The sequence below is a fragment of the Streptomyces sp. NPDC056452 genome (assembly GCF_042796085.1).
Lineage (GTDB): Bacteria > Actinomycetota > Actinomycetes > Streptomycetales > Streptomycetaceae > Streptomyces.
In genome coordinates, this window is sequence record NZ_JBHTRI010000027.1 from 22,306 (window position 1) to 37,076 (window position 14,771).

The window sequence follows — 14,771 nt, forward strand, 5'->3', positions numbered from 1 at the left end:
TCAGCCGGCCGTACGGGGATCCCGGGCCAGGTGCACGGTGCGCGCGGAGAGCAGGAAGAGGTCCGGGCGCAGCCGCAGCCCCTCGGGGTCGCCGGGTTCCAGCAGCCGGTCGAGCGTCGCGGTGTCCTCGGCCGTGAGCCGGTCGGCGAACGCCTCGCGCCTGCGGGCGAATTCGGTGACGGTGCGGTCGCGCGCGACGCCGGTGAGCGGGGCGGGCAGATCGAGCAGGAAGCTGCGGGTGCCGTGCGGCGCCAGGCCGACGGCGGCGAGGAGGGCGCTCCAGTCCTCGGTCTCCCGTGTGGTGTCCGGAAGTCCCGCCCGCATGTCCTCGAACCGGTCGGCGTGGAGCGCGTCGAGCCTGGCCTCCAGTCCCGGCCTGCCGATGCCGATGTCGCGCGGAAGCTGACGGGCGGCGAGACCTCCTTCGAGCAGGGCGACGAAGCCGCCGGGACGGAGCAGCCCGGCGAAGCCCGCGAGGAGGCCGCGCTGGTCGCCGATGTGGTGCAGGGAGTTGCCCGCCCAGACCAGGTCGGCCTCGTCCAGCTTCCCCAGGTCCTTCGGGAGCTCCGCGTGCACGGTCCGCACCCGCTCACCGAAGCCGTGCCGTTCCGCGCGTGCCCTGGTGCGCTCCAGAAGGGCCGGCGTGCCGTCGACGGCGACGATCTCGGCCCCGGGGAACACCTCGGCGAGCAGACAGCTGATCACGCCGGGGCCGCTGCCGATGTCGAGGACTCGGCGCACGTGCCGCGCCTCGGGGAGTTCCGCGATCCAGCGGGCGGCTGCCTCGTACTGGGGCCTGCTGAGTTCGGCCTCCTCCTCGAGGCTCGGACCCACGGTGTCCCAGTCGAGGTCTTCGGTGCGGTGGGCGTGGGCATGGGTGTGACCGTGGCCGTGGCCGTGCGCGGGGTGCTTGCTCATGGGCTCACCTTCTCCCCGAAGGGCGCCCGTGGGCCAGTTTCCTTGCTGTTTCAGCAAGTCTGTTTTCCGTTGCGGTACTCCTGAGGGCTGAGGCCCCGCACGCGTTTGAAGGCGGCGCTGAACGCGAAGGAGCCGCTGTAGCCGACCTTGCGCGCGACCGCGTCCATCGTCGCATCCGTCTCGCGCAGCAGATCCGCGGCCAGGGCGAGGCGCCAGCCGGTCAGATAGGCCATCGGGGGCTCTCCCACGAGTTCGGTGAACCTCCGGGCCAGTCCGGCCCGCGACACCCCGGTTCCGGCGGCGAGCGAGGCGACCGTCCAGGGGTGTGCCGGACCGTCGTGGAGGAGCCTCAGTGCCTGCCCGACGACCGGGTCGCCCATCGCCCGGTACCAGGCGGGCGCCTCGGCACCGGGCCGGGCGAACCAGGTACGGAGCACCGCGATCAGCAGCAGGTCCAGGAGACGGTCCAGGACCACGCTCTGTGCGGGTTCGTCACGTGAGATCTCGCCGTCGAGCAGCTGCAGCAGAGGGCCGCTCCTGCTGTCGGAGGGGAGGGTGAGAAGTGGTGGCAGCGCGTCCAGCAGGCGGCTGCTGATCTCGCCGTCGAGCAGATACGTTCCGACGAGAACGGTGGTCGTACCGTCGGGTGCGTTGCCCCAGGACCGAACGCCCAGCTGCATCGACTCCGAGAGCGGCTCCCCGTGCAGCGTGGTGCAGACGCCGCCGGGCCCGACGCGCGCGTGGGGGACCGTGCCGGGCGCGTCCGCGACGGTGTAGGGGTCCGGACCGCGGACGACGGCGATGTCTCCGGGGCGCAGCAGGGTGGCTCCGCCGCCGCCGGCCGGGAGCACCCATACCTCACCCCGGGTCACGGACATCAGGCAGAGCGGGGCCCGGTCCTCGATCCGGACCGACCAGGGCGGTCTCATCACCATCCGGAGCAGAAAGGCACCTCTGGCCCGCGGTCCGTCCAGCAGCCCGGCGAGTGCGTCCATGGCCGCCAGCCTATGACCTCCTTGGACGCACGCGTATGGAGATGAGTCTGTGGAGGATGTTCCGCTCCCGTCATCCCGGCGAGGCTTGGGTCATGACGACGAACACGGAGAACCAGAAGCGGGAAACGGTGCTGGTGACCAGCGCCACGGGCAAGACCGGCCGCCGGGTGGCGCAGCGCCTCGACGCCCTCGGGGTGCGGGTCCGGGCGGGCTCGCGCGGGGGCGACGTCCCCTTCGACTGGGAGGACGAGCGCGGCTGGGAGGACGCTCTGCGGGGCGCGGACGCGGCGTACGTCGCGTACTACCCCGATCTGGCGTCACCCGCGGCCCCGGAGGCCATGGCCGCCTTCGGACGGGCCGCCGCGCGGACCGGTGTACGGAGGCTGGTGCTGCTCTCGGGGCGTGGCGAGCCGCAGGCCGTGATCGCGGAGGAGTCGCTGCGGGAAGCGGCGCCGGACGCGGAACTCACCGTCGTGAGGTCGGCGTTCTTCACGCAGAACTTCAGCGAGGGCGCCCTGGTCGAAGGGGTGATGAGCGGGGAGCTCGTCTTTCCCGCGGGCTCGACCGGCGAGCCGTTCGTGGACGCGGACGACCTGGCCGACCTGGTCGTGGCCGTACTCGCGGGTGACGCTCCCACGGGCGTGGTCCACGAGCTGACGGGACCGAGGCTGCTGACCTTCGACGAGGTGGCGGGCGAACTCACCCGCGCGTCGGGGCGCGAGGTGCGGTACGTACCGGTGACCGGGGCCCAGTACGCGGCTGCACTGGCGCAGTTCGGCATGCCGGCGGAGGAAGCGGAGTTCCTCGCCGGGCTGTTCACGATGCTGATGGACGGGCACAACGCCATGACGACGGACGGTGTGAAGCGAGCACTTGGCAGGGAGGCGAAGGACTTCTCCGCGTTCGCCCGGGAAGCCGCGAAGGACGGCGCCTGGCACGGCTGAGGCCTTCCCCGCTGCTGTCGGGCCGCCCGCTCAGGGCGAGCGGCCCGGGCGGGGCCGGCTCAGTCCCGTCTGCGGAAGGCGAGCAGCCGGTAGGCCGGGTCGGGACGCTGCCGGTCGGGGTCGGGAAGCGCGGTGAGTTCCGCCGAGAGCCGTTCCGCCGCCGGCCCGGACAGCGACAGGTGTGCGGCGTAGTCGCCCCGCAGCACCGAGCGCGCCGCGCGCCGGGGGGTGCGGCCCTGGCCGTGGCCGGCGAACCCGGCCCCGCCCATGGGTTCCAGGCCGTGGGACTGGGCGTATTCGGTGACCGATTCCGCGGAGTCGGAGGGCTGTGGGGCACTGTACGGGGCGAGCAGCGCGTCGATGTCGCTTCCCACGTGGTGCCCCGCGTCCTTGTCGACCGTCGTGACGAACACCCCGCCGGGCCGGAGTATCCGCGCCGCCTCGGCCACCACCGCCCGCACCTCACCGTCGCCCCGCAGCAGGTGCAGCAGCCAGACCGCGCTGACGGCATCGGCCGTCGCACCGGCCAGGGGCAGCCTCCGCGCGTCGGCGAGGGCGACCGCTCCGATCCGCTGCCGGGCCAGCCGGACCATGCCGTACGACGTGTCGGTGCCGAACACCCGCAGTGCGCGACGGCCGAGGGCGATCCGCTCGGAGACCAGTCCCGTACCGCAGCCGACGTCCACCAGCGTGCGGGCGGACGGCGGCACCAGCCCGAGTACCGCGCGGGCGGCGGCGGCGGCGCGGGGAACCCCGCCCCGGGTGACGTCGTAGACGGCGGCTTCGGCGTTGTAGTCCAGCACGGTGGCGAGTCTAGAAGGCCCGTCCGGACCGCGGCGCACAACGGTGCCGGATGTATTGCCGGGGAGTGGCGTCGGACATAACGTGCGCTCATGGAGCTGGAGTTACGTCACCTGCGCACGGTGCGGGCCATTGCCGACACGGGCAGCCTCACCAAGGCGGCTGCCGTTCTGGGGCTCGCGCAGCCCGCGCTCAGTGCGCAGCTGCGGCGGATCGAGAAGACGCTCGGTGGCCCGCTCTTCGACCGGGACCACACAGGTGCCCGGCCCACCCCGCTCGGCGAGTTGGTCCTGACGCGTGCCCGGGTGGTGCTGCCCGCGGTGAGTGAGCTCCAGGAGGAGGCGGTGCGCTTCGCCAACGCCTGGGCCACTGTGGAGCGCTTCCGGCTCGGCGGGACGCACGGTCCGCTGCTGGGCGGCCTCGTCGACCGGCTGGCCGCCGCGCATCCGACGGCGCCGGTGACGACGTACACCTCGTGGTCGGTGGCCGAGATCGCCTCGCTGCTGGTCGACGGACGGCTCGACTTCGCGTTGATCGGTGTCTGCGGGGAGAGTCCGCCGCCCATGGCCGACCGGCTCGTCTGGCAGGTCATCGGCATCGACCCGGTGTTCGTGATGCTGCCGGAGAATCATCCGCTGGCCGGCGGGACGGAGCTCGAACTCTCCGCACTGGCAGGTGAATCCTGGGCCGACGTGCCGGGTGACGGCTGTTTCGCGGACTGTTTCGCCACCGCCTGCGCCCGGGCCGGCTTCACTCCGCTGTCGGTGTACGAGACGGACACGACGTCCGTCGTCCACCTGGTGCAGGTGGGGCGCGCCATCGGGCTGTGCCGGGCCACGTTCCCGCCGACGCAGGGACTGGTGACCCGGCCCCTGGTGGGATCGCCACTGAGCTGGCGCCATCTGCTGGGCCGCAACCCCCGCTCGCCCGCGGCGGACGCGGCGGCCGGTGCCGTGAGCGGGCACACCCGCTCGGCGTACGCGGAGGCGGTGCGGCGGAGCGACAGCTACACGCGCTGGCTCGCCGCCCATCCCAGGTTCGGCCCGACGCCCTGGCAAGCCGCTACGTCGCTCCGTGGCCCGGAGCGACCGCCTCCACCCGGCCCGCCAGCGTCAGGTCCTTCTGTGTGACCGCGCCGCCCGCGTCGTGCGAGTTCACGGACAGCCGCACGGTGTTGTAGCCCAGTGTCAGGTCCGAGTGGTGGTTGAGCTCGTCCTGGATCCGGGCCACATGGACGGTCAGCCCGGCTGCGGCGAAGTGGGACGGCAGCCGGTAGGTACGGGTGATCCTGTCCCCCTCCAGTTCCCAGCCGGGCAGGTCGCGCAGACCGGCCTCGATGTCTTTCGGGGACAGTGGTTCAGCAGGCATGCGGGGCTCCTACCGGGATCGGTGCGATCAGCAGTGCCCGTGACGTTACGGTCTGGATATGACAACTGTCGCGCTTGACACGGGGGTAGGGCCGCTGCTGCGCAGCTGGCGGGAACAGCGGCGGATCAGCCAGCTGGAGCTGGCCCTGCGTGCGGATTCGTCGGCCCGGCACATCTCGTTCATCGAGACGGGCCGCTCACGCCCCAGCGAGGAGATGATCCTGCGGCTGGCCGAGCACCTGGACATTCCCGTCAGGGAACGCAACGCGCTGCTGGTGATGGGCGGTTACGCGCCCCGCTTCGCCCGGACCGCACTCGACGACCCGTCGATGGGGGTGCTGCGCGAGGCCATCGACCGGCTGCTCGCCTGCTACGACCCGTATCCGGCGCTCGTACTCGACGCGATGTACACGGTGGTGGCGGCGAACCGGGGGATGCGGCTGCTGCTCGACGGTGTGTCGGAGCGGTTGCTCACCCCGCCCGTCAATGCCATGCGGCTCACCCTGCACCCGGACGGCCTGGCCCCGCGCATCCTGAATCTGCCGGAGTGGCGGGCCGACCTGCTGGCCCAGATGGAGCGTCAGATCGCCCTGGCCCGTTCCGCGGAGCTCCGCGCCCTGTACGACGAGGTCGCGGCCTACCCTGCGGACCCGGCAGGGACGGCGGCGGCCACGGGAGTGCCGTCCCTCGCGCTGCCGCTGCGGATCGCGCACGGCGAGCGGGAACTGTCGTTCATCTCGTCCATCGCCACGTTCAACACACCGATGGACATCACCGTGGCCGAGCTGGCCATCGAAACGTTCCTGCCGGCCGACCGGGCGACCGCCGCGTATCTGCACACGCTCATGCCGTGACGAGCGGACGGGTCCAGGGGTCGTCACTGCGGGCGTACCGGATCGCGGCCGTGCTCGCGAGGACCAGGAACAGCACGGTGATCAGCAACGGCAGCGTCGGATGCCCGTTCAGTACGGCCACGGCCCCGGCGAGGGCACCGGCCAGCATGGCGACGACCGAGAGGATCCGGGGCCCCGCGCGGCGCCCCGGCCCCTTGGCGAGCCGGCTGTCGGCGACGACCCCGGTGATCGTGAGGGTCAGCACGGTGGTGGTGAGGTCGGGGACCGCGAGGGCACGGGAGGCGGCGTTCTGGACACCGAGCCCGAGGCCGAGCAGCGCGATGAGGGTGAAACGGGCGGCTCCGGTGTACGGCTCGCCCGAGGTCAGCGTGACCACCATGGCGGCCGCGACGAAGGCGGTTTCGACGAGGAGCGCGTGCTGGAGCTGCCGGCCCCGGTGAGCACGGGCCCGGTGCACGACGATCCCCCCGGTCAGCGCGCCCGCGGCGAACGCGCCCAGGGCCACGGCCGAGGCGAGCAGCGAGAACCCCGGGGCACCGGCGGCACCGAAGCCGCAGAAGACCACGTTGCCGGTCATGTTGGCGACGAAGACCTTGCCCAGCAGCAGGTAGCTGAACGCGTCGACCAGCCCGGTGAGCACGGTCAGGGCGAGCATCAGCGGCGGCAGGGGGCCGTGCCGGCCGGTCATGTCGGGTACGAGGGTGGCCCAGGCCTCACGCAGGACGACGGGCATGGGCGGCACACTCCGATCACTGGATGTGATCGGAGTGTGCCGCAGCCCGGGGGCCGTTCCCTCCGCACGCGCCGGAGGGGCCCGAATCCACCCGTCCGGCAAGCGTCCTCCGGAGGGCGGACGGTCCCGCTTCACCGCATGCGCTACACGCGTGCGCCGTTGTCGCGCGGATCCCGGCGCGCCCGTCCGGCGCCCTGCTTGCGTCCCGGGGCGCGTTTCCGGGCCGGTGGCGGGGCCTTGCTGCTGCTCTCCAGCAGGAGCGCCCCGGGTACGGCGGTGAGTACCGAGGAGTACGTGCCCACGCAGATGCCGATCAGGAGGGCGAGGGCGAAGTCCGCGAGCGAGTCCCCGCCCAGCACGGCCAGGGCGATCAGGATGAACAGGGCGCCCATGCCCGTGTTGACGGTTCGTGGGACGGTCTGCAGAACGGCCCGGTTGGCGATGTCACCGACCGGAGTGCGCCGGTTCCTGGCCCACAGCTCCCGCACGCGGTCGAAGACCACGACAGAGTCGTTGACGGAGTAGCCGATCACGGTGAGCAGGGCGGCCAGGAAGATCCCGTCGACGGGGCGGCCGAGCCAGGCGAAGGCGCCGACCAGAATCACGACGTCGTGCACCAGCGCCCCGACCGAGGCCACGGCGAAGGTCCAGCGGAACCGGGCCGCGAGATAGGCGAGCTGGACGAACACGGCGACGGCCAGGGCGATCAGCGCGTTGCGCCGGAGTTCGTCACCGAGGCTCGGGCCGATCAGCTCGTCGCGCACCTTGGTGGTCTCGCCGCCCTCCGCGGCCAGCGCCGTCCGCAGCGCGTGCTCCCCGTCGTTGTCGAGCTGTCCGGACCGTACGGAGAGATCGCCGTCGCCCGCCGTGGTGACCTCGGCGTCGCCGAACCCGGCGGCGGCGATGGTGGTGCGGGCGGTCTCCACGTCGACGGGGCGGCTGGTGGAGTACTCGACGAGCCGGCCTCCGGTGAATTCGACGCCGAGATCGACACCGCGGACGACGATGCCGAGTACGGCCGCGGCGACGAGTGCGGTGGAGACCAGCAGCCAGCGGCGCGGCGACCGGAACAGCTGGGGGTCGCGCTCGTTCAGCCAGGTGCGTACGCGGCCCGGCCGGGCGATGCCGTTGACGCTCCGGTAGTCGCTGACGAACCGGGAGCCCGCCGCCGTCTCGGTGAGTGCGCGGGCGATGACGAGCGCCGAGAACATCGAGGCGAGGACACCGATCGCGAGCGTGAGACCGAAGCCCTTGACCGGTCCCGAACCGACGAGGAAGAGCAGGCCCGCCGCGATGAGGGTGGTGACGTTGGAGTCGGCGACGGCACTGAAGGCGTTACGGAACCCCGCGGTCAGGGCAGGTCGCAGCGAGCGGCTCGGGCGGGCCGCGCACTCCTCGCGGGCCCGCTCGAAGACAAGGACGTTCGCGTCGACCGCCATCCCGATGGCGAGGACGAATCCGGCGAGCCCCGGCAGCGTCAGGGTGACGCCGAGTGCGACGAGAGCCGCGTAGGAGATGACACCGTAGGCCGCGAGTGCGACGGCGGCGAGAGCGCCGAAGAGCCGGTACACGAAGGTGATGAAGAGCGCGGTGGCCGCCGCGCCGATGAGCGCCGCCCGGGCGCTGGCGTCGATGGCCGCGGCCCCGAGCGTCGGACCGACGGTCCGCTGCTCGGCGATCTCCACGGGGACGGGAAGTGCGCCCCCCTTGATGAGGAGGGCGAGATCACGTGCCTCGTCGGCGCTGAAGGAGCCCGTGATCTGGGTGGATCCGGAGGGAAGTCCGGCCTTGCAGCCGATCGACGGATCGACCTGGGGCGATGAGATGACCTTCCCGTCGAGGACGATCGCGACCCTGCGCCGTTCGTCCTGGGGCGGGTTGCAGGCCGCCTCCCCGGTCAGCCCGGTCCACTTCCTGCCCGCGTCCTTGTGGAAGTCGAGGGATACGGACCAGCCCGTGCCCTGCTGGGCGTCGAAGGCTGCGGTGGCGTCCTTGACGCCGGCGCCGTCGAGCTGCACCGGGCCGAGGGCAAGGGGAGTGCCCTGTTCGTCCGGGAGCGTCAGGCCCGTCCGTGGGGCGTCGTCCTTCTGCTCGGTTCCGGGGCCCTGAACGGCGTGGAAGCTCAGTTGGGCGGTCCGGCCGATGACTTCGGCGGCCTGGCGCGGGTCCTGGACGTCCGGCAGCTCGACGATGATCCGGTTCTCTCCGGAACGTGTCAGGGACGGTTCGGCGACACCGAGGGAGTCGATGCGACCGCGGAGCACCTCCAGGGTGCGTTCGGTGCTCTCCCGGTCAGCCTTCGCGGTGTCCGAGTCCTTGGTCTGCAACACGATCCGGGTCCCGCCCTGAAGGTCGAGTCCGAGTCTGGGTGTCATGGTCAGCGTGATGAGCACGGAGACGAGCAGAACGGCGGCAGCCAGAACTGCTCGCACCGTGGCGGCCCGAGTCATGGGAATCCTCCGAGGGGCGTCGTCCGCCCCTCTTCAGAGAGGGCGCGACGACAGGTCTGTCGAACAGGACCGGTGAACGGCCGGCTGACCGGCCGTCACCCCTGGAGGGCCCCGTACTCCGGGCAGCGCGGTGCGGACCCGGCCGGGGACGAACACATGGGTCCCGGCAGCCGCTCGCGGTGCGTCACGGGGTTCGGTCAGGGCCGCCGCGCACGGCGGCAGCGCTCCGTGGTCCGGCGGAGGGAAGTGGTGCGGGGAGTGCGGGCGGTCGGCCCCGGCCCATGGCCCGGGCCGGGGCAGGGCCTCGGTCCGCACCCCCTGGGCCGCGGCCTCGACGAACGCCCCGGCGCTGCCTGCCTTGACGGGCCCGCCGGACTCGCCGGAGGTGAGGCTGCCCGAGAAGGGTGACGCTGCTGCGGCCGCACGGAAGCGGCGGGTGTCGTGGGCCGACCCCTGGCGCGCGGTCCGGTCGGAGTGAGGAGAGGGCGGCTGCGCTCCCGGCGCGTTCGCGGTGACCGGGGACCGGGCCGCGAGCGCTCCGAGGGGCAGCACCGATCCGGCGGCGGCAGGCGCTCCCGCGACGAGCGTGAGAACGGCGAGAAGGAGCGCGGCCAGGGCATGCCGTGCCCGGCGCGCCGGGGCGTCCGGCCGCCCCCGCGGGGGCGCGTTCCCCCGGGGCGCCCCCGGGTGGGGGCTCACCTCGCTCGGCCCGGCAGGACGGCCGGCGCACCTGTACGGGCGTGGCGCAGGACGGAGTCCAGGATCAGGCCCGCGCCCCGCACCACCGTGGTCGAGGGGTCATCGGCCAGGCGTACGGGTACGCCGAGGCACCCCGCGATCCCGTCGGTGACGTCCCCGCGCAGCGCGCCGCCTCCGGCGAGCACGGGGCCTCTGCGCAGTGCGCCGCTGACCGCTCCGTGCTTGTCCTGTCGCCACATCGACATGACCATGTCGAGCACGGTCCGCACGGGCTCCGCGGGAGGCGCGTCCGGTTCCAGGTCGACGAGCCCGGTCTCGGCCTGCCGGGCGTCGGCGACCGTCCCGTCGACGAGCAGGGTGACTTCGGTGATCTCGGCGCCCATGTCGACGACGAGCAGCGGACCGCCGCTCCGCGGCCCGGCGTATGCGGCGGCGGCCCGCGCGCTGCTGAGGACCACGACCCCGGAGGGGCCGAGGGCGGTGAGGAGGTCCCTGGCCAGGGACCGGTGCTCGGCTCCGGCGAGGACCGGACAACTGAGGACGATCACGGTGCCGCTGCGGTCGGCGCCCAGCGCGGCATCGGCGAGGTGGCCGAGGAGTCTGCCGCAGGAATCCGCGTCGACGATGCGTCCACGCCGGACCGGAGGGCCGGCGCCTTCCTGCGGCGCGGGGCCGACGACGAGGCCACGGCCGGGAACCCAGGCGCGGGCCCCGGAACTTCCCAGGTCGATGGCCAGTCCCCGGGTTGCCCCGTGGTGGTCCGCCGCAGCGGGACGGCCGCCGGGCCACCGGTGGACGGGCCGGCTGTGCCGCCGTCCGTCGCGCAAAGAACGCATCGCCCCTCACCCCCGGCCTGCCACTGCAGCCGCTCACCACTCACGACCCGCAGATAGCGAGGCATGACCGAACCCTCACTATGCAATAACGGGGTGGGGAACGCTACTCCCTCACCGATTCCAAGGGGCGCGCCCTCGATATCCCGTCTCATACCTCCGGGCTCAGGAATGACGCGATCAGCTCCGCGAACTCGTCCGGCGCGGTGATCCTGACGCCCAGGTCCTCGGCCTTGGTGCGCTTCGATCCGGCCTTCTCCCCCGCGACCAGCAGACTCGTGCGCTTGGAGACGCTGGACGAGGACTTCCCGCCGGCCCGTTCGATCAGCTCGTTCATCTGGTTGCGCGAGAGCTTCTCCAGCGGGCCGGTCATGGCGCCGGTGACCACGACGGTCATGCCGTCGAGGGGCAGCCCCTCCACCGCCCCGTCGCCCGCCTCGGCGTCCGTCCGTGCTTCCCCGGGCTCCGGCGGCGGGGTGGCACCGGGCTCCGTCATGTTGACCCCGGCGGCCACCAGCTTGGCGATCAGCGGGGCCAGCTCCACCAGCTCCCCGACCACCCCCGTGGCCTTCTCCTTGCCGATCCCGTCGACCTGCTGCAGGGTCTCCGCGTCGGCGGCGACGATGCGGTCCATCGTCGCGAAGTAGCGGGCGATCCGGCGGGACATGGAGCGCCCCGTGCCCCGTACGCCCAGGGCGCAGAAGACGCGGGACAACGGGCGCGTCCGCGCCGTGTCGATGGCGGCGAGCAGATTGTCCGTGGAGGTCTCCCCCATCCGCTCCAGGGAGAGCAGCTGCTCCCGGCCGAGCGTGAACAGATCGGCGAAGTCGGTGACGAGACCGGCGTCGACGAGCTGGACGACCCGCGTGGCACCGAGGCCCTCGATGTCGAGCTGGTCGCGCCCGGCCGCGTACGAGATGGAGGCGACCAGACGGCAGTTGCGCCCTCTGGTGCAGCGCCAGCGCTGCTCACTGGTGTCGATCTCGGAGCCGCACTGCGGGCAGGCCTCGGGGAACACGATCGGCTTCTCGTCACCCGTCCGCAGATGCGCGACGGGCGCCTCGATCCGGGGAATGATGTCGCCCGCCTTGTAGACCATCACCTGGTCGCCCAGGCGCAGATCGCGGCGGGTGATGTCGGCCGGGTTGTGCAGGGTGGCGTACCCGACGGTCGATCCGTCGATCTCCACGGGTTCGAGCACGGCGCGCGGGGCGATGATGCCGGTCCTGCCGACATTCCACTCGACGCCCAGGAGACGGGTGACCTTCTCGACGGCGGGGAGCTTGTACGCGATGGCCCAGCGCGGCGCCCGCGTCCCGGAACCCGCCTCGCGCTGGTCGGCCGCGAGGTCCGCCTTGATCACGATGCCGTCGATCCCGAACGGCAGCGAGGCGCGCAGCGCGGCGATGTCCTCGACCCCGGTCTGTACCTCTTGGGCCGTACCTACGGTGCGCGGCGCCACCGCGGTGTCCGCCGCCGTGTGGACGCCGAGGTCGGCGACGAGCTCCAGGACCTCGCTGTGCGGGAGTTCGGCCAGGGTGCCGGTCAGGTCACCGGAGTCGGGCAGTGCGAGCGCTCCGTACGCGAAGAAGGTCATCTCGACGCGATAGGGCCGGTCCTTGGCTCGGAGGGTGCCCGCCGCCCCGTTGCGCGGGTTCGCGAAGGGGGCGCCGCCGTGCTCCGTGCGTACCGTATTGGCCTGTTCGAACTGCTCGTTGGTCATGAGGATCTCGCCGCGCACCTCGATGGTGGCAGGAGAGGTGAGCTGCTCGGGAAGGCCGAGCACCGTGCCGATCGCATGCGACACGTCCTCGCCCGCGGTCCCGTCGCCCCGGGTGATCAGCCGGTTGAGACGGCCCTGGTGGTAGCGCGCGGCGACCGCGAGGCCGTCGAGCTTGGGCTCCACGCTCCAGGCGGCGACGGGCCTGCCGATCCGCCGCTCCAGGGACGCGGTCCAGGTGACGAACTGCTCGGCGGAGAACACGTTGTCCAGGGAGAGCATGGGGACCGTGTGCGGTACGTCGCCCACGGCGGCGCCGCCCGCGACCTTCCCGGTCGGCGAGGCGTCCAGCATCTCCTGCGGGTGCTCCAGCTCGTAGGCCGCGATCCCCCGCACCAGGCGGTCGTACGCGTCGTCGTCGAGCGTGCTCTCGCCCGTGGCGTAGTAGGCGGCGGCGGCTTGCGTCGCCCCTTCCACCGCGGCGGCGTAGGCGGCTGCATCGGCGAGCACAACAGCTGAGTTCGTCGTCATGACCACCATCCTGCCGCCCACCACTGACAACGCCCCGCGACCCCTGCCCGACACCCCTTCCGAGAGAGCGCTCTCCCGACTCCGGCGCGCCCAAGTCGGTTCAATGACCAGGCAATTGATGGTACTGCGCGATCGCTTGACATGCTTACGTCACACTCTTACGTTCTGCGAGAGAGCGCTCTCTACAGTGATCAGAGAACTGGTCAAGGAACCCCACTTCCTCAGAACAGGAGTGCCGTGCTCTTCCGAAACCGACGCACGACCGAACACCGCGGGCGCAGAACCCTGCCCCCGTGGCGCCACAGAATCGCAGGGCTGGCGGTCGCCGCCCTCGCCCTGTCCTTCGTCCAGGCCAACGTGGGCAACGCCGCCGGTGACACGACCGCCGGTGCCGCGCCCAAGGCCCCGGCCGACGTGGTCCGGGTCGCCGAGTTCCTCGCGGAGTGCCCGTACACCCACCGTGCTCCCGACGACCCGATCGTGCTGCCCAATCTGCCGGGTGCCTCCCACATGCACAGCTTCTTCGGGAACGACACCACGAACGCCCATTCCGATCTGGCGTCCCTGGAGAGGGGCGGCACCAGCTGCGCCCCCTCGACCGACATCTCCTCGTACTGGGTTCCCACGATGTACGACGGCACCAAGGAGGTGGAACCGACCGGCACCACCTTCTACTACCTGGGAGAGGGAGTCCGGGACGACATCATCCGCACGATCAAGCCGTTCCCCCGTGGTCTGCGGATCGTCGCGGGCAACGCGAAGGCGACCGGCCCCGACGACAACACGATCGCGCGCTGGTCGTGTCTGCACCACGGCGAGGTCAATCCGTCCCACGACTTCGTCAACTGCCCTGCCGGCGCGATGCTGGAGTCGTACCTCGACTTCCCGCAGTGCTGGAACGGCAGGGACCTGGACTCGGCCGACCACAAGAGCCACATGGCCTACCCGGTGGGCGGCGCCTGCCCGGCCACTCACCCCGTCCCGGTACCCAAGCTGCGCCAGGTGCTGCGCTATCCGGTCAACGGCGATCCCGCCCGCCTCAGACTGGCATCGGGGCGCGGCTACACGATGCACGGCGACTTCTTCAACGTGTGGCCCGAGGCGGAAATGGCCCAGCGTGTACGCGACTGCATCAACGCCATCGTGAAGTGCGGGGCTGACGGCACCCCCTGACGGCCCGGCCGTCGCGATTCACCCACTCCACCGGTGGGTTCCCGTCCGGGGCCGCACTGCCTCCGGACGGGGACCGACCGGTTCCACACCCAAGGACACCCCTGTGAAGGCGGTTCGTCGCGCAGCAGCGTCGCTCCTGCTCCCCCTGCTCCTCGCCACCGGGCTCACCTCGTGTTCCGCTTCTGCCGACCCGGAACCTCCGCCCCGACCGGCGGCCCCTTCCTCCTCCGGCCCGGCACCGTCGCGGTCCGGCGATCCGACGGACTCCGCCTGGGTCCAGTTGATGATCCCGATGGACGAACAGGCCGTCGCCCTGCTGGCCATGGCCGCGAAGAGGGCGGCCGACCCACGGCTCCGGTCCTGGGCGACCCGTCTGCGTACCGCGCAGGACGCCGAACTGACCGCGCTGCGCGGGCTGCGGGACCGGATGGGTCTGCCCTCCACCGATGTGCACGCGGGTCACAACATGCCGGGCATGGTGACGGCCGACGACCTCGTGGCGGCCCGCGCGGCGGAGGGCGGCACGTTCGACCGGTTGCTCGTGGCGCAGATCCGCGACCATCTCCGCCAGTCCGCGCAGGTGTCGCGCTCCGAGACGACGGCGGGCACCAGGGCCGACGCCAAGGAGCGGGCACGGGCCCTCGTGACGGCGCGCGAAAGCCAGTTGGCGGACCTGGACGCACTGGCCGTGAACGGCGGCTGACGTGCCCGAACCGATACATGGAGCCGCTGGACCACCCGGTATAAAGGCTG

General features: G+C 72.1%; 13 protein-coding genes and 1 pseudogene. 5 read left to right on the forward strand and 9 right to left on the reverse strand.

What is annotated here, in order from left to right; all coding sequences use genetic code 11:
* Together ACFQ6X_RS24780 and ACFQ6X_RS24785 are read right to left on the reverse strand one after the other, a co-directional pair.
* The gene (locus ACFQ6X_RS24780) at positions 1-918 is read right to left on the reverse strand and encodes a class I SAM-dependent methyltransferase (protein WP_383184553.1); all 918 of its coding nucleotides are present in this window, start codon (positions 916-918) and stop codon (positions 1-3) included.
* 50 nt (positions 919-968) lie between these two features.
* On the reverse strand, positions 969-1,913 hold the full coding sequence (locus tag ACFQ6X_RS24785; RefSeq protein WP_383184554.1) for an AraC family transcriptional regulator: 945 nt from the start codon (positions 1,911-1,913) through the stop codon (positions 969-971).
* A 92-nt stretch (positions 1,914-2,005) separates the two neighbouring features.
* Between ACFQ6X_RS24785 and ACFQ6X_RS24790 the strand changes: the two genes are divergently transcribed.
* Positions 2,006-2,857, forward strand: a complete 852-nt coding sequence (locus ACFQ6X_RS24790; RefSeq protein ID WP_383184555.1) for an NmrA family transcriptional regulator — start codon at positions 2,006-2,008, stop codon at positions 2,855-2,857.
* Between the two features lie 59 nt (positions 2,858-2,916).
* On the opposite strand, the gene ACFQ6X_RS24795 is transcribed toward ACFQ6X_RS24790, so the two are convergent.
* The gene (locus ACFQ6X_RS24795) at positions 2,917-3,660 is read right to left on the reverse strand and encodes a class I SAM-dependent methyltransferase (protein WP_383184556.1); all 744 of its coding nucleotides are present in this window, start codon (positions 3,658-3,660) and stop codon (positions 2,917-2,919) included.
* A 90-nt stretch (positions 3,661-3,750) separates the two neighbouring features.
* Between ACFQ6X_RS24795 and ACFQ6X_RS24800 the strand changes: the two genes are divergently transcribed.
* The gene (locus ACFQ6X_RS24800) at positions 3,751-4,788 is read left to right on the forward strand and encodes a LysR family transcriptional regulator (protein WP_383184557.1); all 1,038 of its coding nucleotides are present in this window, start codon (positions 3,751-3,753) and stop codon (positions 4,786-4,788) included.
* On the opposite strand, the gene ACFQ6X_RS24805 is transcribed toward ACFQ6X_RS24800, so the two are convergent.
* Positions 4,721-5,026 (reverse strand): 4a-hydroxytetrahydrobiopterin dehydratase, encoded by a 306-nt coding sequence (locus tag ACFQ6X_RS24805; RefSeq protein ID WP_383184558.1) that lies wholly within the window; start codon positions 5,024-5,026, stop codon positions 4,721-4,723. The two genes, ACFQ6X_RS24800 and ACFQ6X_RS24805, sit on opposite strands and share 68 nt — an antisense overlap.
* Positions 5,027-5,084: 58 nt before the next feature.
* Between ACFQ6X_RS24805 and ACFQ6X_RS24810 the strand changes: the two genes are divergently transcribed.
* Entirely contained in the window at positions 5,085-5,879 is a 795-nt protein-coding gene (locus ACFQ6X_RS24810) for a helix-turn-helix domain-containing protein (protein WP_383184559.1), read from the forward strand.
* Here the strand turns inward: ACFQ6X_RS24810 and ACFQ6X_RS24815 are convergent.
* The 5 genes from ACFQ6X_RS24815 to ligA form a co-directional block, all read right to left on the reverse strand.
* Entirely contained in the window at positions 5,869-6,612 is a 744-nt protein-coding gene (locus ACFQ6X_RS24815) for a YoaK family protein (protein ID WP_383184560.1), read from the reverse strand. The genes ACFQ6X_RS24810 and ACFQ6X_RS24815 overlap by 11 nt on opposite strands.
* A 143-nt stretch (positions 6,613-6,755) precedes the next feature.
* Positions 6,756-9,062, reverse strand: a complete 2,307-nt coding sequence (gene secD / locus ACFQ6X_RS24820; protein ID WP_383184561.1) for a protein translocase subunit SecD — start codon at positions 9,060-9,062, stop codon at positions 6,756-6,758.
* A 33-nt stretch (positions 9,063-9,095) separates the two neighbouring features.
* Positions 9,096-9,761: a hypothetical protein gene (locus ACFQ6X_RS24825; protein WP_383184562.1), complete on the reverse strand. Its 666-nt coding sequence runs from the start codon at positions 9,759-9,761 to the stop codon at positions 9,096-9,098.
* Positions 9,758-10,597: a rod shape-determining protein gene (locus tag ACFQ6X_RS24830; protein WP_383184563.1), complete on the reverse strand. Its 840-nt coding sequence runs from the start codon at positions 10,595-10,597 to the stop codon at positions 9,758-9,760. Before ACFQ6X_RS24830 ends, ACFQ6X_RS24825 begins: the two co-directional genes overlap by 4 nt.
* A gap of 148 nt (positions 10,598-10,745) precedes the next feature.
* Positions 10,746-12,845, reverse strand: coding sequence for an NAD-dependent DNA ligase LigA (gene ligA, locus ACFQ6X_RS24835; protein WP_383184564.1), 2,100 nt, complete (start codon positions 12,843-12,845; stop codon positions 10,746-10,748).
* A gap of 237 nt (positions 12,846-13,082) precedes the next feature.
* On the opposite strand from ligA, the gene ACFQ6X_RS24840 reads away from it, so the two are divergent.
* Entirely contained in the window at positions 13,083-14,018 is a 936-nt protein-coding gene (locus ACFQ6X_RS24840; RefSeq protein WP_383184565.1) for a DUF1996 domain-containing protein, read from the forward strand.
* A gap of 103 nt (positions 14,019-14,121) precedes the next feature.
* Positions 14,122-14,765 (forward strand): annotated as a pseudogene (locus ACFQ6X_RS24845) (DUF305 domain-containing protein).
* Positions 14,766-14,771: the final 6 nt, after the last annotated feature.